Annotated in this window: 18 protein-coding genes and 1 pseudogene; 9 read left to right on the forward strand and 10 right to left on the reverse strand. The window is 44.8% G+C overall.

Annotation, left to right across the window (positions count from 1 at the left end; all coding sequences use genetic code 11):
• Positions 1–179: 179 nt before the first annotated feature.
• Together ACT9TW_RS01705 and ACT9TW_RS01710 are read right to left on the reverse strand one after the other, a co-directional pair.
• Positions 180–2,057, reverse strand: coding sequence for a UvrD-helicase domain-containing protein (locus ACT9TW_RS01705; protein ID WP_446491521.1), 1,878 nt, complete (start codon positions 2,055–2,057; stop codon positions 180–182).
• Positions 2,054–4,339, reverse strand: coding sequence for an ATP-dependent nuclease (locus ACT9TW_RS01710; RefSeq protein ID WP_446491522.1), 2,286 nt, complete (start codon positions 4,337–4,339; stop codon positions 2,054–2,056). The genes ACT9TW_RS01705 and ACT9TW_RS01710 overlap by 4 nt, the downstream gene beginning before the upstream one ends.
• Positions 4,340–4,628: 289 nt before the next feature.
• On the opposite strand from ACT9TW_RS01710, the gene ACT9TW_RS01715 reads away from it, so the two are divergent.
• The 7 genes from ACT9TW_RS01715 (at position 4,629) to ACT9TW_RS01745 (ending at position 16,490) form a co-directional block, all read left to right on the forward strand.
• The gene (locus ACT9TW_RS01715; protein WP_446491523.1) at positions 4,629–5,201 is read left to right on the forward strand and encodes a restriction endonuclease subunit S; all 573 of its coding nucleotides are present in this window, start codon (positions 4,629–4,631) and stop codon (positions 5,199–5,201) included.
• Between the two features lie 49 nt (positions 5,202–5,250).
• Positions 5,251–6,858, forward strand: coding sequence for a type I restriction-modification system subunit M (locus ACT9TW_RS01720; protein WP_446491524.1), 1,608 nt, complete (start codon positions 5,251–5,253; stop codon positions 6,856–6,858).
• Positions 6,858–8,087, forward strand: coding sequence for a restriction endonuclease subunit S (locus tag ACT9TW_RS01725; RefSeq protein ID WP_446491525.1), 1,230 nt, complete (start codon positions 6,858–6,860; stop codon positions 8,085–8,087). Before ACT9TW_RS01720 ends, ACT9TW_RS01725 begins: the two co-directional genes overlap by 1 nt.
• A gap of 58 nt (positions 8,088–8,145) precedes the next feature.
• The gene (locus tag ACT9TW_RS01730; RefSeq protein ID WP_446491526.1) at positions 8,146–11,061 is read left to right on the forward strand and encodes a type I restriction endonuclease subunit R; all 2,916 of its coding nucleotides are present in this window, start codon (positions 8,146–8,148) and stop codon (positions 11,059–11,061) included.
• A 35-nt stretch (positions 11,062–11,096) separates the two neighbouring features.
• Positions 11,097–12,962 carry a YaaW family protein gene (locus ACT9TW_RS01735; RefSeq protein ID WP_446491527.1) on the forward strand — a complete coding sequence of 622 codons (1,866 nt, stop codon included), beginning with the start codon at positions 11,097–11,099 and terminating at the stop codon, positions 12,960–12,962.
• Between the two features lie 287 nt (positions 12,963–13,249).
• Complete coding sequence (locus tag ACT9TW_RS01740) at positions 13,250–14,590, forward strand: DUF262 domain-containing protein (RefSeq protein ID WP_446491528.1); 1,341 nt, start codon at positions 13,250–13,252, stop codon at positions 14,588–14,590.
• Positions 14,577–16,490: a GmrSD restriction endonuclease domain-containing protein gene (locus tag ACT9TW_RS01745; protein WP_446491529.1), complete on the forward strand. Its 1,914-nt coding sequence runs from the start codon at positions 14,577–14,579 to the stop codon at positions 16,488–16,490. The genes ACT9TW_RS01740 and ACT9TW_RS01745 overlap by 14 nt, the downstream gene beginning before the upstream one ends.
• Here the strand turns inward: ACT9TW_RS01745 and ACT9TW_RS01750 are convergent.
• A pseudogene (locus ACT9TW_RS01750) lies at positions 16,489–16,616 on the reverse strand (IS630 family transposase); the annotation flags it as partial. The gene ACT9TW_RS01745 and the pseudogene ACT9TW_RS01750 sit on opposite strands and share 2 nt — an antisense overlap.
• A gap of 123 nt (positions 16,617–16,739) precedes the next feature.
• Here ACT9TW_RS01750 and ACT9TW_RS01755 point away from each other — a divergent pair.
• Positions 16,740–18,284: a hypothetical protein gene (locus ACT9TW_RS01755; RefSeq protein ID WP_217649210.1), complete on the forward strand. Its 1,545-nt coding sequence runs from the start codon at positions 16,740–16,742 to the stop codon at positions 18,282–18,284.
• Between the two features lie 89 nt (positions 18,285–18,373).
• On the opposite strand, the gene ACT9TW_RS01760 is transcribed toward ACT9TW_RS01755, so the two are convergent.
• The 5 genes from ACT9TW_RS01760 to ACT9TW_RS01780 all read right to left on the reverse strand — a co-directional run bounded on the left by ACT9TW_RS01760 (position 18,374) and on the right by ACT9TW_RS01780 (position 23,919).
• Positions 18,374–18,997, reverse strand: coding sequence for an inovirus Gp2 family protein (locus ACT9TW_RS01760; protein WP_071704543.1), 624 nt, complete (start codon positions 18,995–18,997; stop codon positions 18,374–18,376).
• A gap of 221 nt (positions 18,998–19,218) precedes the next feature.
• Positions 19,219–20,631, reverse strand: a complete 1,413-nt coding sequence (locus tag ACT9TW_RS01765; RefSeq protein WP_071704542.1) for a YfjI family protein — start codon at positions 20,629–20,631, stop codon at positions 19,219–19,221.
• Positions 20,632–20,762: 131 nt separating this feature from the next.
• Positions 20,763–20,999: a helix-turn-helix transcriptional regulator gene (locus ACT9TW_RS01770; protein WP_446491530.1), complete on the reverse strand. Its 237-nt coding sequence runs from the start codon at positions 20,997–20,999 to the stop codon at positions 20,763–20,765.
• A 213-nt stretch (positions 21,000–21,212) separates the two neighbouring features.
• Positions 21,213–21,941, reverse strand: a complete 729-nt coding sequence (locus ACT9TW_RS01775; RefSeq protein WP_240433024.1) for a hypothetical protein — start codon at positions 21,939–21,941, stop codon at positions 21,213–21,215.
• Positions 21,942–22,296: 355 nt separating this feature from the next.
• A complete protein-coding gene (locus ACT9TW_RS01780; protein ID WP_071704540.1) occupies positions 22,297–23,919 on the reverse strand; it encodes a hypothetical protein in 1,623 nt (540 codons plus the stop codon).
• A 218-nt stretch (positions 23,920–24,137) separates the two neighbouring features.
• Here ACT9TW_RS01780 and ACT9TW_RS01785 point away from each other — a divergent pair, with 218 nt between their 5' ends.
• Positions 24,138–24,296, forward strand: coding sequence for a hypothetical protein (locus ACT9TW_RS01785; RefSeq protein ID WP_105669121.1), 159 nt, complete (start codon positions 24,138–24,140; stop codon positions 24,294–24,296).
• On the opposite strand, the gene ACT9TW_RS01790 is transcribed toward ACT9TW_RS01785, so the two are convergent.
• The gene (locus ACT9TW_RS01790) at positions 24,293–24,907 is read right to left on the reverse strand and encodes a Fic family protein (protein ID WP_240433023.1); all 615 of its coding nucleotides are present in this window, start codon (positions 24,905–24,907) and stop codon (positions 24,293–24,295) included. The genes ACT9TW_RS01785 and ACT9TW_RS01790 overlap by 4 nt on opposite strands.
• Before the next feature lie 4 nt (positions 24,908–24,911).
• Positions 24,912–26,228 carry a tyrosine-type recombinase/integrase gene (locus ACT9TW_RS01795; RefSeq protein WP_446491531.1) on the reverse strand — a complete coding sequence of 439 codons (1,317 nt, stop codon included), beginning with the start codon at positions 26,226–26,228 and terminating at the stop codon, positions 24,912–24,914.
• Positions 26,229–26,404 lie beyond the last annotated feature (176 nt).

Raw genomic sequence — 26,404 nt, forward strand, 5'->3', positions numbered from 1 at the left:
TGAGATAATGAAAACAAAAACGACGAACCCTTATGGATTCGCCGTAATGATGTTGCGTTCAGGAAAATGATATATGTCTGAAAAATTTTAGAATGCAGGTATCCTATTAACAAAACTAGGTCTATAACCGGCCATAAGCGTAGTATTTCTCGTCAATTACTGGCCATATATAATTCATGCTAGCCCAGATCATGCGCCCCTAAAATTACCGATACTGGAAATAAATTTTGCTCAATGATTGCCGCTTGAGCGACGGCGACATCTGGAACAAAGATGACAACAGCCAAGTCTTTCAGTGCACGGGAGCAGCAGACATAAAAAAGGCGACGAGTACGGTCGAGTACTGACTCTTTACCCTCTTCAAGATTGGTTAGATCATTGTCGGAAAGGGGAATGTATTGGAAATATTTCCCATACGAATATTGGCTGAAGCGAGCCTCTTCATCATCAATAACAACCAATACGCGCTCGAACTGTGCACCTTTTACACCATGATGAGTGGCAAAAGGTGATTCCTCTGAAAGGTAACGCCGGTATGCCCAAAGTTCATGGGCATTGCATCTTAGATAGTTCTGAACATTTTCGAAGTCATCATTGCCATCATTCACAGGTTCATCACTTAAATGATTTTCAAAGCGATCGTCAAGACGTAACAGCTCGCAGTCTCTAACATGTAGCAATATATCCCGAACTGTTGCTTGCGATCCTTCTCCCAACAACGCAAGCAGGCCATCGATGGCTTGTTGTAGTTCATTTAAAACTGCCACCATAGCTTGACCATGCAGTCGTAACGGCTCCAGCTTTGGGCACTCGCTACGCATAATCGACATAATCTGAAATTGATCATTTGCCTGAGCCGCAGCAAAAATTGGAAGTATATGCTGGACAAACGGACGAAGCGGCCAAGCTGACCCATCGTTCACCCCTTCACTCAAACTCATCGGTGCTTTATCAGTAAGAGCAGCAAATAAATTCGGGAACCCCAGTCGATTAGCTGCCATACGATGCACCAAAACAAGAAGACGAACATCACCTTCACGTGTATCACTTAACCATTGCTCATCGCTAGTTTCATTTGCAAGGTAACGTCTGACAGATGTGAGATAGGCACTTCGTTCCACATTTGAAGGCAAGATGAAAAGATTCACTGTGCCTGATACAGTTTGTTCAACGCCATCTACGATAGTTGTTCGACCACGAATTTGTTGGAGACCATCCCCAGAAGCACGAATCGAATTGATAACACCAAGTACAGACGTCGGACACCTAAAATTCTCTGGTTTTGTAATTTCAGACCACCCATCACTTAACGGAACGGCACCAGCTCCGCTCATATAGATTTTCTGCATTGGATCACCAAAAAATCCTATGCACATGTCAAGATTGTCATCAACAATAGTTCGAAGCGCAGAGATCACATCCGGATCGGTATCCTGACTTTCATCGACAAAAACAAATGGAAAGCGCTTGGCGACAATCCTTCTCAAAAGGGGATGAGCCTCAACACAAGCAGGGACGAGCTTAAGAATATCATCGTGCCCTAGAATACCCTTAGCATAGTTACTTCCTGTCCCGTAGATAAATTTATCAACATCATCAATGCACTCAAGTTGGGCAGAGAGATAGGCAATTTCATATTCAAGACGGGATTTTGTTTTAGCTTGAGTTCTGGGCCTATCATAATGGGCTTGCTTTTCAGCTATTTTTTCATGTATTCGCGCTATGACCCACTTTGTGATATCTAAATGAAAAGGTCGGATGACTGACCAAAGAAAGCTATGAATGGTTGAAATATGAAATAACTGTGAGTTACCAACGTCAGCGGCAATCTCACCAACAGCTACTTCTGTATACGTAATACAGGATATTTTTTGCCCGGCACGACGTAAATCAGAACCACGAGTACCCGCTAAATGTGCGAGGGCTTTAATCAGAGATGTTGTTTTCCCTGAGCCAGCACCTGCCACCATGACAAATGAACATGGCGGCGAGCTATCCAAACAAGCACGAACATCAAGATCTGCCTGTGTATCAGGGCTACCAATGCGACTGGTCATGCAACCCTCCCACCATCAATTTCAGCCAGATCGACGGACATATCTTCAACACCCTCTTCCTGACCTTCTGCAATTTCTAGTTTCGGCGGGGCAATTTCAGCTTCAAGCCATTTCAACCCTTCAGCAATGTATGTTGGGACAGACCATTCATCCGGTTTTTTAAGAAGTAAATTCAGGGCAAAATCAGTTTTACTGAAGCTTTTTGATTGCACTCGCTTGTGAATGCGCTGGGCCAGAGGCAGTAGATCCATACTTACCGCTCTGGCAATACGTAGCTTGAGTGGCTTGCAGCTCACATCTTGACACCAGGACAGATTTTCAAGCGCAAAAGCTTCCTCCAAAGTACGACCAGCAAGTGCCAGTGTTTCCTCTTTCCATGTAACATTTGTCTGGCACTGGTAAGCAACACGAACCAAAGCGTCACACTCAGCTGTGCGGCTTTGTATTTTCATTTCCTCCGTTGCCTCCCATAAAGCGGCAACAGTGTCACATTTCGGTAACCACTGCCGAAGTGTTTGATTAGAGGTCATAGCTCCAGGATGACTGGCGATACAAGCCTTTCCTGGTGTTTCTGTGTTGGCCTGTTCTTCCTCCTCCTCATCATCAGGCTCCTCGCCATCATCATTTGCAGCCGGAGTGTCTGTTTCATTCTGTACTGGAGGTGTACAGAACACACTATCTAAATCAGTAATAATAAGCGTGGTAAGTCCAAGATATTCAATTAATTTTTGGAATCTATAACCAAAAGCACCGCCAATCTCGAGGACTGTAAGGTAAGAGGATTTTAATCTAGGTGCGGCGGTAGCAATCATTTGCGGTAGCAGTAACCGCTCAACATTACCTTCTACAAGCACAGCCCCGTCGGCAAAAAACAAATCACAATGGGTCAGCTTCAAATAACGCTCAAGAAAATCTCGAATTTCAGGATCAGTATTATCATAAAAAACAGAGAGGTTGAGCACATCTGTTGCTGACATATTTGATGAACGCTTGCGCCGAAAGTAACGGATCGGCCGAAAACCGCGTTCGTAAAGAATATGTGTTGAATGAGAAGTAACCACCACTTGAGTGGTGTAGTGCATAAGCTCCTCACTCTCCATCGCAAGGAGATCCATTATCTTGCGTATAAAAGCCTGCTGTAACTGTGCGTGGAGATGAGCTTCTGGCTCTTCAATGAAGATCAGGTGAACTGGTGGTCGATTCTCTTCTATTGCTAACCATTGATTGTGGATGTCGAGTAATTCAACAACCATAAAGATCAGATTCTTAAAACCAAGTCCGTTATAACTATCGGGTAATGTCGGAGGGGTAGGGTTACCATCATCAACCCCCAGCGCATAATGTATAACGGCCCCATTTTGGTTGTTCATAATCTGCGCTGGGTCTAAGGCCGAACGAATCATCATGCGTGGGTTTGAAAGTCCAGGGTATCCGAGTTTCGCCAGACTTTTCAGCGTAGGAGCAAAAACACGTTCAAGATGCTGGTTGAAGGCTGATTCAGACGCAGCCAAAGCACTTAATGCTTCGTAATCTTCACCTTTTTGTTCAAGGTTTCGTCCGTAAAAACGGCTGAGAACACGAGAGAGATCCTCCGAACGGGATCCTCCGGAACCATCTGAAAGATGGCGCTGAGCATTCAAGAAGTTGATTTGGATAAGGCTATTCAGTATTTCGCGACCACTTCGATCACGTCCTGTGAGCGGAGTAGGCTCATAGCCTTCCTCAAATATCATTTCCGCATTGAAACGTGATGGATCGAGAACAAAATAGCGGAGTTCATATTCGTCATTGAGGCTATCGCGAAGATATTCCCACAGATTACGAGGTGAAGGATCGTATTTGGGAGTTCCATTTTCATCTTTAGGTGTGGCATCGACGGCAAGCTGACGGACTGCGAGGAAGCGCGAACGTATTTCTTCGGGATTGCAGGGGGCAAATGCAACGCGCATTCCGACTAGAGAACCAGACCACGATAAGCTGGGAAGAAGATCTACTACACGATGAACATCATTCGATGTTACTTCAAACCAAATATCAACTTCCAGTGAAGGTAGCGACACAGCATCCGCCCCTTCTCCAAATCTGACAATGTCAGTCCAAAGTTCTGCATTGAAGTCATGAATATTGAACCGGCCTTTACCGGTGAATAGTTGAAGAGCATGACCGACTGAAGTCTTACCGCTGTTATTCGCCCCTACAAAAATTGAAATGTCTGACGCAAGATCGATGACAACATCGTGTAGCCTTCTGAAATTACGGACTGCCAGCTTCCTCAAATACATTCTCATTATCCTTTAATGAAAGACTGCCTTGCCAATAAAAATCATTAATTTCAATAGCATTTACCTTCGCCATCAGCAAGCCATGAAGGGTTCCCATGCTTTAAGACTTGAAGTTATGAGTGATTTTTTGTGTTCAACCTGATATCTGAGCACTATATAACGCTATTCTTACCAGAAAAAAATTGATCACGAGCACACGTAATAAATTTAAATTACTTGATTTATTCTATTCAGCATGAGTATGCTACACCCACAATTAAAATGTAATTTATCTTTATTCGGAGTTTGAATGCTGCTCACCTACAAGGATATTGCCACGTTTACAGCGGGTTCTCATATCAGCCGTATCCAGCAAAGTGACCACGGGCGAGCTTACTTTTTTTATGCCACCGAACACTTTCTGGCAGATGATTGGCAGTACAGCGAAAACATCAGCACTAAGGAACAAATCGTAAAAACGGACCAGGCGGTACTGCTCACGAAAGCGGGTGACGTCGTCATTAGTCTGATCCATGGCAAAGCAGTACTAGTGAGTCCAATTTATGCAGGTCGGATATTGGGCAATAACTACGTCAAAGTGGATGTTGATGCCACGCAGTTGAGCGCTTCCTGGTTCGTCTGGCATTTCAACGAAAGCAGCGAAGGGCGACGCCAGCGGGCACAGGCTACACAAGGCTCGACTGTGGTACAGCGGATTGCCGTTAACGAATTAAAAAACTTTGTGATTACACTCCCCTCTCTTGCGCAGCAACATGCGATGGGGGAGCTTTACCTGGCTGCACGTGAAAAGCGTTATTACCAGGAACGTATCGCCCAGCTTAACGAACAACAGATCCTGAAACAGCTCAGTGATATGATTTGACCCAAAACGTAACCCGATTAGGTTACGCAACAGAACATCAGGAAGAACTATGTCTCCCCAAATTGAAGCGCAAAATTTAAGTGAACTGCAAGGTCGCCTGTGGAATATCGCCGATACCCTGCGCGGCAAGATGAATGCCGATGAGTTCCGTGATTACTGCCTCGGCTTTGTTTTCTATAAGTATCTTTCCGAGAAATTTGTCGCCTACGCAAACAAAATCCTTGCTGAAGATGGAATTCAATACAACGAGCTGACTGCAGAACATCCAGCTTATCAGGACATTGTGGACGCGGTAAAAGAAGACAGCATCCGCACATTAGGCTACTTCTTGCCACCAACGGATTTGTTCCACACCATGGCGGAACGTATCGCCAACGATCCTAAAGGCGCTGGTACCGGTTTTATTCTGGAAGATCTTGCTGCGACGCTGCGCAATATCGAACAAAGCACGCTGGGTACCGATTCTGCAGATGACTTCAGCAACCTGTTTGAAGATTTGGACTTAGGCTCCAGTAAACTGGGCAGCACCGCAAAAGCGAAAAACGAGTTAATTGGCAAAGTCATTACAGAACTCGACAAGCTAAGCTTTAACCTGAGCGAAGCCAGCTCCGATATTCTCGGTGATGCCTACGAGTACCTGATTGGCCAATTCGCTTCGGGCGCAGGGAAAAAAGCCGGTGAGTTCTATACACCACAACCTGTTTCAACACTTCTGGCGAAAATCGTTACTACTCACAAGCTGAAACTGAAAAACGTTTATGACCCGACCTGTGGCTCCGGTTCATTGCTGTTACGTGTAAAACGTGAAGCGTCGTCAGTGGGTAAAATTTTCGGTCAGGAGATGAACCGTACCACCTATAACCTGGCACGTATGAACATGATCCTGCACGGGGTTCACTTCGCGGATTTTGAAATCATCCAGGAAGATACGCTGGAACATCCGCAGCATACGCACCTGAAGTTTGATGCCATTGTCGCCAACCCGCCGTTCTCTGCCAAATGGAGCGCCAGTTCGCTGTTTATGAACGATGAACGCTTTGCCCAGTACGGCAAACTAGCTCCGTCCAGCAAAGCGGATATGGCGTTTTTGCAGCATATGTTCCACCACCTTGAAGATGACGGCACCATGGCAGTGGTTCTACCCCACGGTGTGTTGTTCCGTGGCGCTGCCGAAGGTCATATTCGCCAGTTTATGATTGAAAAATTGAACTGTATTGATGCGGTCATCGGCCTTCCAGCTAATATCTTCTACGGCACCAGCATCCCGACGTGTGTGTTGGTTCTGCGAAAATGCCGTAAGCATAACGACAGCATTCTGTTTATCGACGCCAGCAACGACTTTGAGAAGGTAAAGACTCAGAACCGCTTGCTGCCGGAACATATCGACAAAATCGCCGATACCTATAACGACTGGAAAGCTATCGAGAAATACAGCCACACAGCCACTCTGGAAGATATTCGCTCTAACGATTACAACCTCAATATCCCGCGCTACGTCGATACCTTTGAAGCAGAAGATGAAATCGATCTGAATGCTGTAGCGAAAGAAATTCGCTACCTGGAAGGTAAGGTGGCGGCGATCGATAAGACCATTGCTGGGTTCTGTCAGGAGTTGGGGATTGAAGCACCATTTACAGTGGTGGAGGGAAATAAGTGATGGTGCCTAAGTTGCGTTTTAGGGAGTTTAAAGAACATTGGGAATCAACATATCTAGGTGATATTGCATCAAAAATTGGCAGTGGAAGTACACCTAAAGGCGGCTCAGAAGTTTACAAATCAACTGGTATACCATTTATCCGTAGCCAAAACGTTTATGATGAACAGTTAAACTTGAAAGATCTGGTTTTCATTTCCTCTGATATAGACGAAAAAATGAAAGGTAGCCGTGTAAAACCCGGTGATATTTTGTTGAATATCACTGGTGCGTCCATAGGCCGTAGTTGTGTCGTACCAGAAAATTTCAAGCAAGGTAATGTGAATCAGCACGTCTGTATTATTCGCTTGCCAAGTAATAGTCCAAAATTTTTCCAAGCTTTTATTAGTTCTGAAAAAGGTCAAAAATTAATAGATAGCTCACAAAGTGGTAGTGGCCGTGAAGGTTTAAACTTCGAAAATATCCGAAATTTTCTAATTTATTCACCTTCGGTCATAGAACAAACCAAAATTTCCTATTTTCTGTCCTCTGTTGACAAAAAAATCTCGCTACTTAGCAAGCAGTACGAACTGCTGTACCAATACAAAAAAGGCATAATGCAGAAGATTTTTAGTCAGGAACTGCGGTTTAAGGGATCGACTCCATGGAAAAGCGAAAACTTGTTTGGACTTGCCGTAAATAATACATTAACCAATGGTGTATTTAACGACCCAATGAACACCGGAAGCGGCTATAAATTAATTAACGTTGTCAATATGTATAAAGAACCCCATATTGATGAGAACGACCTTACCCGTCTTAATTTAGATGAAAAAACATTTAATAAAAATAAAGTAAAAAATGGCGATATCTTCTTTACTAGATCATCATTAGTAAAAGAAGGTATCGCATGGTCCAATATATATCTCGGAAATTCTGATGATATAACTTACGATGGTCATTTGATTAAAATGACTCCTGATAAGACAAAGGTATTTCCACAATTTCTTTATTATTGCTTAAAAACATCTCAAGTTAGAAGCCAGCTAATTAAAGGTGGGAAAACCGCTACTATGACAACTATTGGTCAAGATGATGTAGGAAAAACGTCTCTCCATATACCATCTCTAAATGAACAAATCAAAATTGCCAATTTCCTATCCGCCATTGACGACAAAATCACCACAAAAAAAGTAGAACTCGACAAACTAAAAACCTGGAAGCAAGGTCTGCTCCAGCAAATGTTCGTTTGATTATTTTCTGGCCCGGTCGGTATCGGGCTTCTATCACAGCAGAAGGCATTAAACACTGATGGCAACGCAAAGCGAGTACGAGTTAGAAACGCAGTTGGTGGATCAACTGGTTGGTATACACTACGAGCAGGTTTTCGTTACTGATGAAGCCAGCATGAAAGCCAACCTGAAAAAGCAGATTGAAATCCACAATCGGCTGGAAACAGCGCCACTCACTGACACCGAATTTAACCGTGTTTTCCAGCACCTGACTAAAGGTAACGAAGTTATCGATCGCGCCAGAACGCTACGCGATCGCTACCATTTGCAGCGTGAAGACGGCACAGAGAAATGGCTCAGCTTTATTAATAAAGAGGAGTGGTGCCAGAACGAGTTTCAGGTCACTCGCCAGGTGAAGCAGTTTAATGCCGAGCAAAACAGCCGTAAGACTCGCTTTGACGTAACCCTGTTAATCAACGGCCTGCCGCTTGTACAAATTGAGCTTAAACGCCGTGGCTTAGGCCTGAAAGAAGCCTTTAATCAGATTGACCGTTACCATCGTGATGCTTTCTGGGTCGGCAGCGGCCTGTTCCAGTATGTGCAGATTTTTATTATCAGCAACGGCGTGGATACAAAATACTACGCCAACAACCGTGCCAATCACTTTGAACAGACGTACTTCTGGTCCGATGAAAAAAACGAGCCGATAAAAGCGCTGGATAAATTCGCCGAAGCGTTCCTGAAAGTCTGCCATATCGCCAAAATGATCACCCACTACACGGTACTGAATGAAACCCGTAAGTGCCTGATGGTGATGCGTCCGTATCAGTATTACGCCTGTGAAGCGATGATACGTCATGTGAAGGAAAGCCTGCATCTTCAGGGCAAGCCACATAACGGTTATATCTGGCACACCACCGGTTCCGGTAAGACGCTGACCTCGTTTAAGGCAAGCCAGGTAATCATGGAGATGCCCGAAGTAGATCGAGTTATTTTCGTGGTTGACCGCCGGGATCTGGATTACCAGACAGCAAAAGAATTTAACAGCTTTGCCAAAGACAGCGTGGACACCACCAGTAACACCAGCACGCTGATTAAACATCTTAAAACCACCGGCAGCAAACTGACGCTGACCACTATTCAGAAATTGAATAACGCCATTACTCACGATGGCTATAAAGCACAACTGGAACACCTGCGCAAAGAGCGCATCGTGTTTATCTTTGATGAATGCCACCGCAGCCAGTTTGGCGACACCCATAAAGCAATTGTGAATTTCTTTGAAAACGCGCAGTTGTTTGGTTTCACCGGCACGCCGATTTTCGCCGATAACGTCAATATCACCAATGGTATCAAGCAGACCACCGAAATGCTGTTTGAGAAATGCCTGCACAAATACGTGATTGTCGATGCCATACGTGACGAGAACGTGCTGCGTTTTGCAGTGGAGTATGTTGGCACCTACAAACGCAAAGAGAGCAGTAATGAAATTGATATCGAGGTGGAAGATATCGATACCAAAGAGGTGATGGAAAGCGACATACGGCTGGGGAAAATCACCGACTATATTCTGGCGCACCACAACGCCAAGACCCGCAACCGTGAATTTACCGCCATGTTCTGCGTCGGGTCAGTGGATATGCTAATCCGCTACTACAAACTATTTAAAGAAAAACAGGCCGCCATGGTCGCGGAAAATCCAAATTACAAACCGTTGAAAGTGGCGACCATCTTTACCTATGCCGCAAACGAAGCGGACAAAAGTGATAAAGAAGCGGTTAATGGCCTGTTGGATGAAGAAGACATTAGCCTGCCGCAGGGAGCGAAGATTGACACATCCAGCCGTGACCACCTTGACAGCTTTATCAAGGATTACAACGAACTGTACGGCACCAGCTATTCGGCCAATGATTCACAAAGTTTCTATAACTATTACAAAAACATCGCTCAGCGCACCAAAGAAAAAGGCATCGATATTCTGCTGGTAGTGAACATGTTCCTTACCGGCTTTGATAGCCCCGCACTGAACACGCTGTATGTGGATAAGAACCTTCGTTTCCACGGTTTGGTGCAAGGCTTTTCACGTACCAATCGCATCCTTAACGAGAAGAAAAGCCACGGGAACATCGTCTGCTTCCGCAACCTGAAAAAGGCGACAGACGAGGCGATTGCGCTGTTTTCCAATAAAGATGCGTCTTCCGTGGTACTGGTTAAACCGTTTGAAGAATATTTGAGTGATTATCAGGATGCTGTTGATCGCCTGCTGACGCTAACACCAACGGTTGAAAGTGTGGATAGTCTGCCGGATGAAAAAGCGCAGCTGGAATTTGTGACCGCTTTCCGTGACGTCATGCGGCTTAAAAATATTCTCGAAAGCTTTGCTGATTTCGAGGACTCGGCGAAACCTTTGTCCGAGCAGACACTGGCAGATTACACTAGTAAATACCTCGATATTCACGACAAGGTGAAAAAGCATTCAAGCAAAGAGAAAGTATCCATTCTTGATGATATCGATTTTGAAGTGTCGCTGATCCACCGCGATGAGATTAACGTCGGCTACATTCTGAAACTATTGGCAGGTATTCAGGCAATGCCGCCGAAAGAGCAGCAAGAGCAGAAGAAAAAGATCATGGATATCGTCGACAGCGATGTCACGCTGCGCAGTAAACGTGAGCTGATTGAAAACTTTATTGAAGAAAATCTGCTGCACGTCACCCATGATGAAGATGTCACTCAGACATTTGAAACCTATGTTGAGCGTGAAAAAAGTAGAGCCATTTCAGTACTGTGTGAAGAAGAACAACTGGATGCCATTAAGCTCACAGGACTACTGGAGAATTACATTTTCACCGATGTACTCCCGCGAGAAGATCAGGTTGCCGATACTCTCACCTGGCAACCAAAAATTCTGGAACGTAAAACGGTACGCACACGCGTATATGAGCGCGTACGTGGCGTGATTGATACGTTTATTGATGGAATGCGTGGGTTTTAATAGTTTCAGGAGATGAATACTGCAGAGGAATTTTCATGAGTGAGATAGACATCCAGGGTGATGAAGCGCTGGTTACACTGCTGCTGAACGCGGATAAAGGCGATATTGATCTGCTGATCGATTACATCACCAACACTGGCAAATTTGGTTTTTCAATGTCAGACAGCGTGAAGACCGTATTGCAGGACGCCAAGCGCCACGATGTGCCCGATGAGGAAACTCTGCGCCTGCTTGTGCGTGAGTTACAACATTTTGGTGGTAATACCTTCGTAAATCTGTTTCGCCGTAACGGTGTCGGCTATAACGAAATTGTGGATGACGTTGCCAGCCATCTGAAGATTAAAGCCCCAACCTCTTCCACTGTAGAAGAAAAAGAAGCGCTGATCATTGACTGTGTCTTTACCTCATCATGGAAAAAAATATCGGATGATGAACGCGGCCAGATTCTGCGTGATATGGGCATAAGCCCATCTGTCAGCATGGATAAATTATCCAGAATGGATATGCCCGTCTGGCAGAGAGCAGCATTAGTTGCCAATGGTCTTGCCGAAACTACAGCAGGCAAAGCCCTGCCATTGATTGCAGGGCTTGGGATCGGGCGTGTTTTGGGAGTTCTTACGGGGCCGGTTGGTCTGGCTATTACCGGTCTGTATACAGCCTATGACATCTCAAACCCGGCATTTCGAGTGACCCTGCCCTGCGTAGTGCAGATTGCCTGGATTCGTTTAAAAAACTCCCGCCAGTTCCGACTTGCCACCCAATCATCACCAGCCACGATGTCTGCTCTCACATACGATCAACGCTGGGGTTTTGGGCAGGATATTAACCAACCTGCGCTTATGGTTTCGACAATTCCACCTTCGGAACTTATCAGCACAGAAGCGATGCAGGAACAGGATATTACAGGTATTTCACGCCTGAGCCCGCTGTTGCAAACGTTGCCCTCACTGGCTACCTCTGCACACATTGCCAGACATCAATATATGGAGGTCATTATTAATGGCCCTCTGGCGAGTGTAAAAGGTGGCCCAGGTTTTCGTGGATTCAGCCTGGGAGAAAAAGGTATTAAGGAACATGCCGTTCTGCTTAATCCTGACAAACTCAATCAACTTGTTAACGCCGGTATGTTGTTGAATGTTGCTTCTGCTGTGTTGGCGCAAAAACATCTGGCAGATATCAGCAATAAATTGACGGAAATTGTTGAGGCGGTGCGTGAGGTTTCTGCGTTCCAGAGCAATGCACGTAAGTCAGAGATCATTGGAGCCATACAGTATTTGCAGCAAATTACCCCCGTGGTACTAGAGGGGCAATGCTCGCCCGCAATACGTCAAAAACTGGAGGATATTGAAGTCCAGTTTTCCGCCCTGCAGGCACACTTATTGACTGATATTACTGCTGCTGGTGACAAAGTATCAGCGCTTAAAGACCGTGGGCTCTTTGGCAGCACGGAGATTACGAATAAGATCCAGACACAACAAAAGATCCTTGATGAGCGAATCCATGAATGGGACCTAGCGATGAAGGTTCGTGCGCAAGCGTTGCATCTTCTGACTCATGCCGAAGGTAACACAAAACTCGTCAGGCACCGCCAACAAACCATTGTTCATAACTATCAGGAGTTCGAAAGCGTTGTTGACAAAGTTGAGAGTCAGCTTCACCAGCGGATACAAGGTATCAGCGCATTGGCGGAACAGAGTAATACGACAAACGCCAACAAAGTATTGCTGCGGAAATGGACGACAACGACTTTAATGCAGCAAAAGATGGCTATTGAAGAAGCCCATTTACTGTTCGGTCAATTCCAACAGGGATTGTTGGCAGAGCAACCGCAATCAGCACGGTTATTGATAGAAATGCAGGATGGGAAACCGGTGAAGTGTTTTGAATTGCCGCTTACTTAAGTAGTGTGCCCTCTTAAGATTACGCGTCTAAAAGATTTCATTAGGTTGAGGCCCAGCTCTTATCCAATGAATAAATATTACACAAAATGTAAGTCTGTCCCTCTGAAGGCTGCTACAAGTAGCAGGTTGTAGCGGGGTATTGAATGCAATTTCAATTTTTACTAAAAGAATGAAGCCAAAGGAAATGCGCGAATGACTCTTTGTCATAAATTCAACCGCTGTCATACAGTCAGATTGCGCCACCTCGTTCAACTGACAAATACGACCGTTGGGCAGGTACTGTAATCATGGGAAAGGTAAACTTTCAGGTAAAAAAAGTCGGGGACCTGCTAAAACACCATCTTACTATTCCTTCCTACCAGCGCCCCTACAAATGGCAACCCAGACATGTTAATCAACTGATTGATGACGTGTTAAGCCACCGGGATAAAGAATGCTACCGGCTTGGAACGGTGGTATTGCACAAAGATGAATTAAAATTAGCTAATGCGATAGCGCTTAATATTGTTGACGGACAGCAGCGCCTTCTGACGCTCACACTACTTTGTACACTACTCGATCAACGCGGTAAGTTTTCGTCCCCCTTGCTGGAGCAGGAATTTGCTTCAAGGGTGAGCATCAATAACCTTGAGCACAATGCCAAAGTCATTGAAAGCCGCCTCATGGGGCTTAACGATGATGAACGTCAATCACTGCTTCATTTTGTGTGTAACCGATGTGAGCTCATTGAAGTGACGCTCGATGACTTAAGCGAAGCGTTTCAGTTTTTCGACTCGCAAAATGCCAGAGGCAGAGCCCTAGCACCTTATGATTTGCTAAAGGCATACCATTTACGCGAAATGATGGAGACAACCGGACAGGCAGAACGACTCCATCACGTCAGCCTTTGGGAACAAGGTGTCAGTCCGGATGATGGGTCCGCCAGCCTTCATCTCATTATGGGCGAGTTCTTATTCCGCCAGCGCCGTTGGCTGGATGGCGACTATGGTATTCAGTTCAGCCGCCACAATCTTGAGGTGTTCAAAGGCATCAACCTCTCCACATGTGATTACCACTACCTGCAGTCTCTGCTGGCCCTGGATTTTGCCGTTGAACATTACAATAACGACCCCGCAAGGAAGTGGGATAAGCAGCATCAGTCTTATCCGTTTCAAATTAATCAGATCATCATTAACGGAAAACGCTTTTTTGAGTACATCCAGCACTACAAGTCTTTGCATCACACCCTGTTTGATGGTGAGAAAGCGTTGCTTGGCGATTTCTTAAAAAAACATACCCGTTATTCCGGCAGTTCACGTAAGGGAGATATATATATCAAAAATCTCTTTATGTGCGCGGTGATGGCCTATTACGACAAGTTTGGTGATAACGAACTAGCTCAGGCGGCAACGACCTGTTTTCGCTGGAGTTACTACTTACGACTGCAATATCAAAAAATCGGCATGGACAGTATTGATAGCTATGCGCGTGAGGCCAGAGGACTGTTAAGAGTGATGGGTAAAGCCATCCACCCACAACAAGTTCTGCGCTTCGAGCCAAAGCGATGTGAAAATATCCGCTTTCTCAATGCCAGGTCCGTACAGGATTCAATCGCTCAAATGCTGGGAGATGTCGATGACAACAAGTAACGATTTAGCATTGCTGACTATCGAAAAATTATTCAGCGAAAACAGCCATTATGTTATTCCCATTTACCAGCGTAACTACGCATGGGGAGCAGCGGAGATCGAGCAGCTCATTCAGGACATTGCCGATGGTGTTCAAAACCTCAAAAAGACCGGAGAACAAAAAGAGGCTAAATACTATCTGGGCAGCCTGGTAGTGTATATCCGAGATGGTGCTGATAGCCCTCATAAAGATGCAATCGTTTATGAAACGATTGATGGACAGCAAAGACATACAACGCTGTCGATTTTGCTCGCATACTTAAAAACCGTTGTTCATAGCAGCAAACAAGCTTTATCGCACCTTGACCTCAATCTTGACTTTGACAGCCGCCCCAAATCAGCACGAACACTGCAAAATCTGTTTCAACAGGCGCAGAGGAATGATCCGGAAGAACCCTCAATCCGGGCTGCGTTTAGCCTTATAGAGCACTACTTTAAGACCCATAACATAGACACCAGCGACTTCTGCCAGTATCTGCTCAAACACGTGACTATTTTGCGTGTCCCAGTGCCCAAAGATACCGACCTCAACCACTACTTTGAAATCATGAATAACCGGGGTGAGCAACTGGAAAAACATGAGGTATTGAAAGCACATTTGATGTCGGTTTACAGCGGCGACACGGCTTCAAGAAATAGCTTTTCAGCCATATGGGATGCCTGCGCAGACATGGGGCGCTATGTACAATTAGGCTTTAGCCCGGAGGCTCGCAAGGTTTTATTTGGCGAAAAATGGTCAGGTTTCCCAACCGATTTTGAGGCAATCAAATGCGTGACAGAAACCCATCATGGCACAGACGAAAAACCGACACTGCGGAACATTATCGGGACTCGACGCTTTCATTACACGGATAACGACAATGAAAAAGTCAAAGAGCAGCGCTTTGATTCTATTATCGATTTCTCCAACTTTCTGCTACATGTTCTGAAAGTGACTGTTGCCGATACCGTTTCTCTGGATGATAAAAAGCTGCTCCAGGCCTTTGAGATCATAAAAAATGACAGAGAAAAAATCACTCAGTTTGCATTTGATTTGTTGAAGTTTCGGGTCTTGTTTGACCGCTATATTATTAAACGCGATCAGGACGAGAAGTGGAGCTTGCTGACGCTTGAATACTATGCCAGAGACAGGAACTCGAGTTTTAGCTATAACAACTCTTTCGACCAGGATGGCTTGTCTGGAGTAAACAGACAACTGACGATGATCTTGTCGATGTTCCATGTCTCACACCCCGCCTATGTTTACAAGCGATGGCTCAATCGCTCTCTGGTCATTCTGAATGGTCTTGCTTCGAACGAACTGGACATAAACGGAACGGCTTATCTGGAGGCGCTTGAGAAGCTCAGCAGTGAGTTTCTGGCTGAGATCTGTGGTGAAAAAGGGCAATTTAATGCTGAAGCTCTGCATCGGGGCACTGGTGTGCAGAACTATGTGTTTAATTTGCTCGATTATCGCTTGTGGCGTGATCTCACTGCGGGTCAGAGCTTCGACGGTAAAGGGGCTAATCATCCCGATATTAAGAAACACTTCGAGGATTTCCAGTTTTCACCGAGTCGAACATCGGTTGAGCACTACTTTCCCCAAACCGATCCATCTGGAGCAAATAAAATGGGGAATGATGTCCATCGTTTCGGGAATCTTTGCCTGATTTCACCAAGCAGCAACTCAAGACTCAGTAACTATTCTCCTGCGGATAAGAAAAAGTTCTATGCTGAAACAGAGCGATCTGAGAGCTTAAAACAAGCCATCATGATGAGCTATGAGGAATGGGGACCTGAGCGACAAGGTATCAAAAACATTGAAAGCCATGAAGAGGTGATGTTGGCTCTACTTAGCGGAGACTTAAGTATGTTGCTTTGACACGTTCCCCCCGATGAATCATCAATATAGCCGTGAGCCTGCGGGCATGATTTTATCGTGAGATTCATGAATAGCTTTCTGCATCAAGCGTCGTTCGTCATGAGGTATTGGTGCTATGATCGGCATCGCTTAGTCCGGTTGGTGATTTTGGTAGCTTTAGCAATTGATCAGATCGCAAAATCCCGACTAAGTTCCCTTTAAGGGATCTACTATTCCGCGCAGCTATTTAGTTAACTGAAAGAGTGGGTGATGACTATGAACTTAGGCTTTTTTTTTGGTGCAGGAGCAGAAATTGGGTATGGTTTACCAAGTGGAGGCAAATTTGCCATTGATCTTTTTAGACAAGATCCAAGTCAGTATAAAACTGAGCTCCGCCAACAACTGCGATTAGTGGATTCACGCTCACCTTACGCCAATGATTGGCTACCTCAGGGGTATGCTGATAAAAGCATTTATGCTTTTGGACGTAACGAGTTTTCCAGTATTATTGAATCATCTATCGAATATAAACGTGAAGAAATAATTCGCCGTCTAAATCGTTTTGATCAAGAGTGTGATGATGCCCTATTAACTCTAGGAATTGATAAGGCCATATTAGAAAATTTATTTTCAGAGTTAACAGGACATGTCATTGGTGAGCGTCTGTATACACATGATATTCGTCTTAACGAGTTACTAGCCAGAGATGTTAGATTATTCGAGTCTGAATATTACTCTGCTATGTTGGACGTGGTACGAGAATCAGATAACAATGATGATTTAAAAAGGTACGTCATATCATTTTTACAATTATTGGTCGGTGCACACGGACAATCTCTTGTTCAACGCCTAAACCAAGAGTTATTTGAGGCTGCACCGGATGATTTACCCATCTTCGATGATATTACCGGTATGTTCCGTCTGGAGTTTAACCGCATTGGTTCGACAGCTTTGGAACTATTGCTGGAAGAAAATAGAAATTTCAATATTGATGAGGATGCAACAGCTCTTACACTTTTCTGTGCTATAGCCCAAAAAGTATTAGAGAATCTGTTCACTACAGTACTCGACTACCAGAAATTGATAGATGACCATTTCCGATATCTCTTCTCACCTTCCACAGAATGGGCTAAGTTTACTCGGATGGTTATTTTCCTCAAGATCGCACGCGATTATATTAGTGCCCAGGCACCATCTATCGAAGATCTTCCCGATCATGGCTATTATCATGACTTAGCTACTTTTGATGGTGATCTAACAATTTCAGCAATTGGTACAGCTAATTATAACAGCCTTCTGGCAGAGGTTTTCCGTGGTATGAATATAGAATTACCACAAATTATTCACCTGAACGGCAGTGTACACGACTACTATAACCCTTATAAGAATGCGGTTATCACTTGTGAAAATCCAGATAACGTAGACCAAAGTCAGATTCATGTTCCATTCATGCTGACGCAAAGCGGTCTTAAGCCTTTAACATCAGTAACTATGTCAAGACGATACGTTAGTCTTTTTGATGCTTATGCTGAATCTGATGCTATTGTTGTTGTAGGTTTTGGATTTAATAAAGATGATAGCCATATTAATGGACTTTTCCGTGAACTGGTTGAGAATAAAGGACGGAAATTAATTCTTATCTCGAGGCGTGTGGATGGAAGTGTTGAAGAACAGAAACGGCGGTTGCGAAACAAACTGCGTATTTCGCATGAATTTAACCATTTGCTAATAGTAATTCCAGTAGATGATCTCACAAGGTGTCAAGGTGACCGACTATGGTTGGAGCAAGTTGTTGATACTTTGAACGAGGGATAAAGCAGCTGGTGATGGTGCTATAACCATTATGGTTTCTATTAATACTCGCTAGCCCTTATCTCTCTGATAAGGGCCCTAATTAATGCTAGTTAATTATTACTACACCCAAACGATCTATAACCGTCATCAAAGTTCTTACTTTTCACTTTGGTGAGATAATCAATTCGATTCAGTAAATCGCTGGGATAAACATCATTAAGAATATCATCACGATTCAGGGTATATTTACCATTAGAAGGATACTGCACTAGGTGCTGTCCCTCTTCGGGAGTTATACTTAATGCGCTGCACCATGCCGAGGTAATAATAGTTCTTAACGTATCTTCATCAAGATTGAAATCCCCTAAGTGGTAGTAAGCATCCTTGTTCAGAAACAGAAATACGTGAAAATGACGCTTACCATTCTGGGTAAATTCCCTCACCCACGCATAGCGGAGCGTATTCGGGTGTACCCGTTTACCTTCTTTACGCTTGCGCTGTTCATCTGCTGCCAGTTTGGCTTTCAGTGAATTGGTGAATCTTGATAGAGATCCTAAGTCAGTATTAGCGATACAGGAAATGGTATCACCATTATCCAGCATTACCGGGTCATGCAGATCCACCCGTATTGCCAGTGTACGTCCGTGTTCTTTAACGGCTTTATTAATAACTTCAATAATTCTTTCTTTGTATGATTTAACATGACTTCCATATTCGCTATCGTAGAGGTTCATAATTTATTCCTTGATAGATAGCAGTCATCGCATTACTGATATGGCTATTAGTGTGGTGGATATACAGATACTGTTAATGACAATATATTAACTATCCGACAATTAATTCCAGACAAAAAATAGCCACAGCCTGCGATGACTGATTAAATGTTACTCTGTAATTAGTTACAATGATGGCTCTTTAATAAAGGAATTATTCCTACTTGCATTTGTTCTGTTCGTTATATAAAACCATCGACAGGTTGTATAAATATGGTTTTCCCTCTTTTCTCTGCCCGTATTTTGTTTTGCGAATAAAGTGTACTGAGCAGTTCATTCACTTTACTCCGGTTCCTGAACCGGTTCGGACCATATTGCATGATGGTTGTCTTCCTGATATACGGCACCACACACCTGTAGCAATAATCTTTTATCCACGAGTAAAGTTCGTCTGCTTCTGAACTTACCAGCAGCAACGTCTGAGGTTTAGAGAAAATTCTCACATACTCATCAACATACCAGGCGATTATATCTACTGCGGCTTCCACGGCAATAAGGGATATATCTCCTTCATCGCCGTTGAAGTAATGCAGCAGTGCGGCGATCCTTGCCATATTCTCCGCCATTTTAGAAGCATAATCCTTAAAATCAGACAGGAAGCCAATCAGCCCCATTTCTGACTCGACTTTGTTATAAAATTCGAGCCAGCGTTTTTCTGCTTCGGGAGAGAAACGTAGACATTGACGATCATTTTCCTCATTTCTGGCAATGCTCTCGTTAACAATGTCCATCAGTCGTTGATGAAATATCGGCAGATGCTCACTTGAGACAACCGGACTAGTAATTTGCCTGTAGCCCTGTGTTGAACCCGGTTGACATATCAGGCATCGGGCGAAGAATCCGATCCCTTTCGCGGCATCGCCTTTTCGTTCCAGATAACCTTTTTTAAACACATCAGGCTGAATCATCAGTCCCAGCGTCATTCTGGCATCTTTGATTAATTTATCTGGCTCGCTTTTTCTTTCCACGGGAAACATTGCGCCATCCCACATTTTATTGATGAAAGGCAGTTCATTCAGCGCGTAGCCGTTAAAAATGGTGCCAGCTTCATCAGACATAAGGCCGATGGACCGCCAGCGTCCACAGAGAGAGTCTTTCATCGCTGCAGGTGTGGCATCGCTGTATATCTGCCTTAACCTGACCGGTGCTTTTGGAGACACCGCCAGTAGCGCTTTCAGCCGTTCATTCGTTGAGGAGTGATCTTTATTACGGCGAATATCGGTTTTCAATTTTGACATCAGGGCTTTCTTTTCAATATTAAAAACCGTTTCCGCATTTCTCCAGACAATCAAGTCCTGAGTATATTTTTCAAACCATTCTTCTTCCAGTTGATACAATGGCTTCATCAGTAGTTTGTCCACAGTGCTTTTGCGTTCACCAGATTCCGCCAGCGTTAGTAAGAAAAGTGATACCGGACTACGCAGATTATTCAGTCGGCACACATCAATCCGGTTTTGGCAGGCAAGCGAAATAACCCCCAGTACTGATGCGGTAATCAAAGCCTGAGGAGCCTGCGTGTGCTGTTCCACTTCATATACCGCATTTCTGATGATCTGCGGGAACACATGCACAGGGAAAGGACGACCACACAGCATAGATACCTCTTATTCAGTTAACGTTTAAAACGATTCCCCTCACATTGCTATTCCGCTATTAATGGCAGAAATAGCAGGATGAACACGGGGCATTAAGGAAAAAACAAAAAAATAAATAAAAAAACCTAAGGTTAACGATCATTGATCCAACAAAGCAGGTCACCTAACAGCCATCCGCAGGATTTCAGGCCGATAGACTTACGCTGTGGAAACTTACCAACCTGTTCCAGTTTCCACGCGGTAGAGCGGGAAATGGACGTGATACGCTGGCGCTCCCGTTCACGCACCAGACGATCACCTTGCTCACCATAATCACGCAGGATTTTCAGGCGTTCTTCCGGGGTGGGGGTGATAAATGTTGTACTCATACTGCCTCCTTTGTTTCAGTGGATGCAGCATGTCGCAAGTGGGTAACTGAATGATAGCAGCGGACACCTTATTAAGGTGTTAGCGCTTATTGCGGGGCTTAATGCGGTTGCTGTGGTTCTCGATTCAACTGGCGTGTCCACTCATTGATGATTTTTCCATCTTTAAAGTGGACGAAGCGCCATTATGACGATTTATTACTAACGGGAGAGAGTCTATTGATTTTCATTCTCAATACGTTTTATCCACTTAGCGATAGTGTCATCACTGAATGAGTCACTGAATCCATATTTTTTGGATGCCACAGTAAGCATCTCCGCCATTTTTGAAAAATTGACCTCACCATTGCCATCAAGATAATGCTCTTTCAGCATGACATACAGAGCTATTCTTTCTGGCCTAGAAATGCGGGTTTGTTTTTCTTTTTTCACGCAGGGCATGCTTTCTACACTTTGTGGTGACAATTCATTTGCATCAAAAAACAGTTCTGATTTATCTCGAAAAACTTCACTTGGAAATATCAAATAATCTCTATCATCTTTACCATATACCGCAATCGCACCTGCAATATTATTATTTTCTCTGACAGTATCCATATCCGTTAGCACGTAATGGTCTTCAGCAAAACGAGTCACTGGCGTAGCCTTTAACCGCCAGTAACCATGTGCATGCCCATTGTAGGTATAACGACATATCCCCAAGTCACCCTCCAGAAGTCGAGATTCAATTTCTGCATCTTTCTCCGGGTAAAATTGCCTTATTTTAAACTCTGGCATTTTTTCATGCTGATAATAATCCATGCCTGATTTAATTTTCCTCTCCCAATCTTTAAGAAGAAATTGGCCTCCACCAAGGTACCTGACGATCTGGCATGGCAAAGCATCCAACCGAATGTAGAGTGGAACTTTATGATCAAGCCAATCATTCAGTAAATTTTCAGACATGATATGGCACTTTTCAGATGCCATTGACAAAGGGTAAAAATCGGGCCGCTTTAATGTCATTCGATCGGTCGTCCTGTGTGACGTTTTTCTATATTTAACATATGCACTTTATACATTAATTTATATAGCCTAATGTGAAATTAGGCCTATCCCTTCAACCACTATTGCTACCCTCTAAAATTTCCTGAATAACTTAAGGTGAGCAGGTTATAGGTCGAAATGCAATTCCAAGCTTATGATAGTAAATACAAAACTAAAGTGGCCTCCCAAACACTGTGAGATGAGTTGTGTTTAAAGGCCACTAGATAAAATCGACTCAAAGCATTCGCCCATTAACGGGAAAAGAAAGAGCGTACTATTCGAAGATCGATTTGTGAATGCGGAGAATACCTCGCCCATTTTCCGCGATTCGGAGGAGGGCACGAGGATCTCCAAAGAGCAGAGACATCAACCAACGTGAGCGGTGCGGAGGTGATTTGATAATGCCTAAGCTTGATAATATCGGCCATACATATCCCCTAGCTTCGGTAGAAGCATCCCATTCCCAGCCAATTAGCATGGCTGATTCGTTTATCTTTGCTTCAATTTTCCGCAAAGGTGCAATGATAAGTTCGGTTGGTAAATTCTCATGCCCCAGTGAAACAGCAAGTAACTGGGCTGCTATTAACTGCGCATAACGCTCGCTAATAGGGGGCTTCTCTTGACTCCACCAAGCTGAAGACATCATCCGGAGTTCAATACATTCATCGTCGTGAAAAAAAGATAGCGACCCACTCAAATCCGGCACACGAAAGGACAATCCCCCCCCAACGGATGTCAATCCTGGTTTGTTGATTAGATCTCGCACTTCTCTCAATGATAAGTTTTTCTCTGCTACAGATATAGATGATCGGCGTGGTGGTTGATTGATTTCTCTGGCTTCGTCATCCTCAAGGTCCGAAGGTACTCCAATATCTAGTCCTCGGCTGGCAAGAGCACTAGAAACATAATTTCTCCAAAATTCTCGTAACGGTTTTACGTCATCTCTGGAGATATCCAAAGAATCGAGCCACTCCCGTACGGTACGTGCGAGCGTTAGTGTCATCTCCTCTGCAGCCAAGAGATCGCGTGCCATCAACGACTCCGACCAGTGTCTATAGGCCACTATCCAAGCGGCACCACCGTCATTGGGGGTACCAACAAGGGAAAGCATATTTGGTGAATTAGGCATGGTAGTTAGGACGAAATGGCTATCATTCTCTGGCAAGCAGTCCCAGCAACTGCGTTTCTTATCCCGACATTTCTTGGGTGTTTTTAACTTGGTAATTGTGCGCAACGTATCAACACGGCCATCAACAGATGCCAATGCTACAGCAATACCTTTCGCTATTGGGAATGGCACGACACTTCCATCCCGTATACGCAAGGAATGCTTTTGCGGCGTCAAAATTCCACCGATATATCCTAACTGAGGAAGCGCATCCACCCTACATTGCTTCACCACAGAGCAAGGCTGAAGCAGCTTCCAGTTATTAGCGTTGAGCAAGAGTTGATAATCAAGTGCCTGTGTTGACTTAACCTCAAGGGCGGCGGCTGGCTGACCAGGTTCCCAGACAATGAAGTCAGGCTGTGGAAACTTATTCTCTTCAGTGTTGCTCCTGCCGGTCCGATTACCACTTACCACCCTCACTATATCTTTGCCCGCATTGCGATTAACTAGGTAGGTTAAAACCTCACCAATATCTCCCAAGGTCGAACCGGAAAGGCCTGCTGTTTCAGCCCTGTATTGCCCAGATACATAGCGATGTGCTGAGTAGGCTAAACCATCTGCATCCAGTCCTAGATTTTCTGCAATCATCTTAAAAGCAGTATCGTTCAATACTATATTGGTAGGGGTAAACGGTGCAGAAAAGTTCTTCAGCCACTGCGTTTGATCCTTATTTTCCACGATCCCGAAAAGGGGAACTACAACTTGCTTAATCTTAAAATTATAATCCATATGATGTTCCACTATGGGTATCTGCTATTTCGTACAATTGGTGGCTGGACTCAGCCCGCCAGTGCCAGAGCCCTTCTCCGAAGTATGAAAGTCTACTTTAGGTATCTAAGTAATATCCCAAGTTTAACGAAGCGACCGTAACCTGTTCCCAATTGATACCAGCCTTGCGGGCAGCCCCTATTCACACTAGAATCAGAGCAACAAAACGAGGCTTTACCATGACAAAAAAAACAGTACATAGCCAGATCACCAGAACTCAAATCTACCGCGCCGTTGCCAGCTCGACCGCGATAGAAACCGGTGCTTCTGTGCAAAAAATTGAGCAGCAACTCAAACAAAATCAGGCACAGGCTAAGGCCGTTGGCCTCGCCCGTTAATCTGGCAGGATATCACTCATCAATTGCATCATAGGGCTGTAGTTACCTGATACCCCCGCCTGTATTGCCTTGAAATAAAACATCTTATGCTCATCCCATAAGCTGTAATCAAGTAAGCTCTTCCCTGCCAGAACCGACAGCACATCACAAAGCAGCCGCGACAGACGCCCGTTACCTTCTCTGAATGGGTGGATCAAAATAAACTCCACGTGGCATTCAGCCAGATAACGAACCAGTTCCGAACGAGCTAGGGATTTCAGTTCACCAGACCGGGAAAGAAACTGCTTCTCGAAACTATCAAGCAGCAGCGGAATCCTGTCGGCAGCGGCAAACTGGAAACCATCCTTAGTTAAGTTGGCATTACGCAATCTCCCCGCCCAGTCGTACACGTTCCCCAGCCATTGACGATGCCAGCCGCTGATATGGTCAAAAGCCAGCACCGCTGGCGGCTGGCCTTCGATAAATAGCTGTTCATAAAGCATCAGCAAAAGGCCTGATTCCAGCGCCTCCATTTCCTCTTCATCAGTGATCCCCAGCTTATTAGCCAGCACCAAGTCCCCAGAGCCCGGCTGATACCGCTCTTCTGCTGAATTAAGCTCATATTTTGCCAAGCTCTCACCTCCGCCCAAACAAGTTCACAACGTTGTTTTCCTGCTGTCGCTGAAAGTTATTAACCCGATCTTCCCAGATCTCAAGCGCCCTGCGTTTTTCAGTCAAGTAATCATAACGGTCATAGTGTTTCGAGCTGACGTCGTTCAAAGCATGATTCTGGATACGGTCCCGGATCTCTTTGCTGATCCCCGCCTCCCCCATCAGAGTCTTACAGGTCCGACGTAAATCTCGCGCTGTGAAAACTTTAAACTCAGGATTAAAAGCCCGGAAATACATGATAGAACGTGCCAGGCTGTCGGTACGTACAGGGCGCTCACCGTTGGTTGATAGCGGGAAAATATAGGGGCTGTTACTTTCCTTAGTCAGTTCTTTAACAGAGGCTAGTTCACTTAATGCCGATTCAGTCAGTGGGATCAGATGCTCACGCTTGTTTTTCGATACATCGGCAATGACCAGCAACGTCTTTTGCTGCCAGTCAATCACGCTCCACTGGCTGGCAATCATTTCGAACGGACGCTGCCCACCAGCATAAACGCAGAAGCGGATTAAATGCTGCATCAGCGGCCCAACATTGGTGGCCTCTGCGAACTGCTCCATGACAACACGCAACTCTTCCAGCGTTAGCCATGTATCACCCACTTTTTCCGCCGAAGACTGCTTCGGTATGGCCGATACTGGGTTAACCTCAAGACCGAACGTAATACCCACGCTGGTATTCATCGGATCGTTATCAGCCTTCAGACCGTAGTTAAATGCCGCCATCAGGTAGGAACGAATTCGGTTCGCATGGACCACCGCATCACGCTGGATAATGCCTGAGAGAATGGTTTTGATCTGCAGAGGCGTCACGTCCTTCGCTTTGGTATCACGAGGAATAACCGAGTAGCACTCTCTTTCCATGCGCTTCAATACATCAGCCCACGTCCGTTTGTTGTCGAGCTTCATCTTATTGACGTAACCATGCACCAGTTCTTCAAACGATCCCTGAGAACGATGCAACTGCATGATGTGCTGTTCGGCCAGGCGCTGCTGCTCAAGCTCTTGATGGGGCTCTTTTCCTTCAACAAGCCAGGCACCATACTTTTTCGCCAGCTCATTGGCCGTCACCAGTTTCATCTCAGGCCAGATGCCCAACTGGATGAACTTCTCTTTCTTCCCTTTCTCAATGTAATAACGGAAATAAAAAACTTTGCTGCCTGAAGGCTGAACCTTAACGCCAAGCCTGCCAGTACCACGTTGAGCACTGTTGCTCCACACGTAGTACGCCGTGCTTTTTGTCTTCAATCCACGTATAGCAGTCTCGGTAAGATTAGCGGCCATGAGTTTACCTTTCTGAGAATAAGCGTTACCTGACCCGATGCCCATTTCGGGTCAGGTAACGGGTCAGGTAAGGATAGTACAATGGGGAAATAAGAGAACCAATCAGAAACAAAAACAACCTCATAACTGATTGATTATAGACAATTAAAAATACAAACCGAGACAATGGCGAACAA

It is taken from the genome of Enterobacter sp. C4G1 (genome assembly GCF_052886895.1).

Coding starts and splice junctions, on each gene's coding strand:
- ACT9TW_RS01705 (WP_446491521.1), bottom strand. CDS start 2,057: ATGACCAGTCGCATTGGTAGCCCTGATACACAGGCAGATCTTGATGTT.
- ACT9TW_RS01745 (WP_446491529.1), top strand. CDS start 14,577: ATGACAACAAGTAACGATTTAGCATTGCTGACTATCGAAAAATTATTC.
- ACT9TW_RS01765 (WP_071704542.1), bottom strand. CDS start 20,631: ATGCTGTGTGGTCGTCCTTTCCCTGTGCATGTGTTCCCGCAGATCATC.
- ACT9TW_RS01795 (WP_446491531.1), bottom strand. CDS start 26,228: ATGGCCGCTAATCTTACCGAGACTGCTATACGTGGATTGAAGACAAAA.
- ACT9TW_RS01770 (WP_446491530.1), bottom strand. CDS start 20,999: ATGAGTACAACATTTATCACCCCCACCCCGGAAGAACGCCTGAAAATC.
- ACT9TW_RS01760 (WP_071704543.1), bottom strand. CDS start 18,997: ATGAACCTCTACGATAGCGAATATGGAAGTCATGTTAAATCATACAAA.
- ACT9TW_RS01780 (WP_071704540.1), bottom strand. CDS start 23,919: ATGGATTATAATTTTAAGATTAAGCAAGTTGTAGTTCCCCTTTTCGGG.
- ACT9TW_RS01735 (WP_446491527.1), top strand. CDS start 11,097: ATGAGTGAGATAGACATCCAGGGTGATGAAGCGCTGGTTACACTGCTG.
- ACT9TW_RS01730 (WP_446491526.1), top strand. CDS start 8,146: ATGGCAACGCAAAGCGAGTACGAGTTAGAAACGCAGTTGGTGGATCAA.
- ACT9TW_RS01720 (WP_446491524.1), top strand. CDS start 5,251: ATGTCTCCCCAAATTGAAGCGCAAAATTTAAGTGAACTGCAAGGTCGC.
- ACT9TW_RS01715 (WP_446491523.1), top strand. CDS start 4,629: ATGCTGCTCACCTACAAGGATATTGCCACGTTTACAGCGGGTTCTCAT.
- ACT9TW_RS01740 (WP_446491528.1), top strand. CDS start 13,250: ATGGGAAAGGTAAACTTTCAGGTAAAAAAAGTCGGGGACCTGCTAAAA.
- ACT9TW_RS01775 (WP_240433024.1), bottom strand. CDS start 21,941: ATGTCTGAAAATTTACTGAATGATTGGCTTGATCATAAAGTTCCACTC.
- ACT9TW_RS01785 (WP_105669121.1), top strand. CDS start 24,138: ATGACAAAAAAAACAGTACATAGCCAGATCACCAGAACTCAAATCTAC.
- ACT9TW_RS01725 (WP_446491525.1), top strand. CDS start 6,858: ATGGTGCCTAAGTTGCGTTTTAGGGAGTTTAAAGAACATTGGGAATCA.
- ACT9TW_RS01755 (WP_217649210.1), top strand. CDS start 16,740: ATGACTATGAACTTAGGCTTTTTTTTTGGTGCAGGAGCAGAAATTGGG.
- ACT9TW_RS01710 (WP_446491522.1), bottom strand. CDS start 4,339: ATGTATTTGAGGAAGCTGGCAGTCCGTAATTTCAGAAGGCTACACGAT.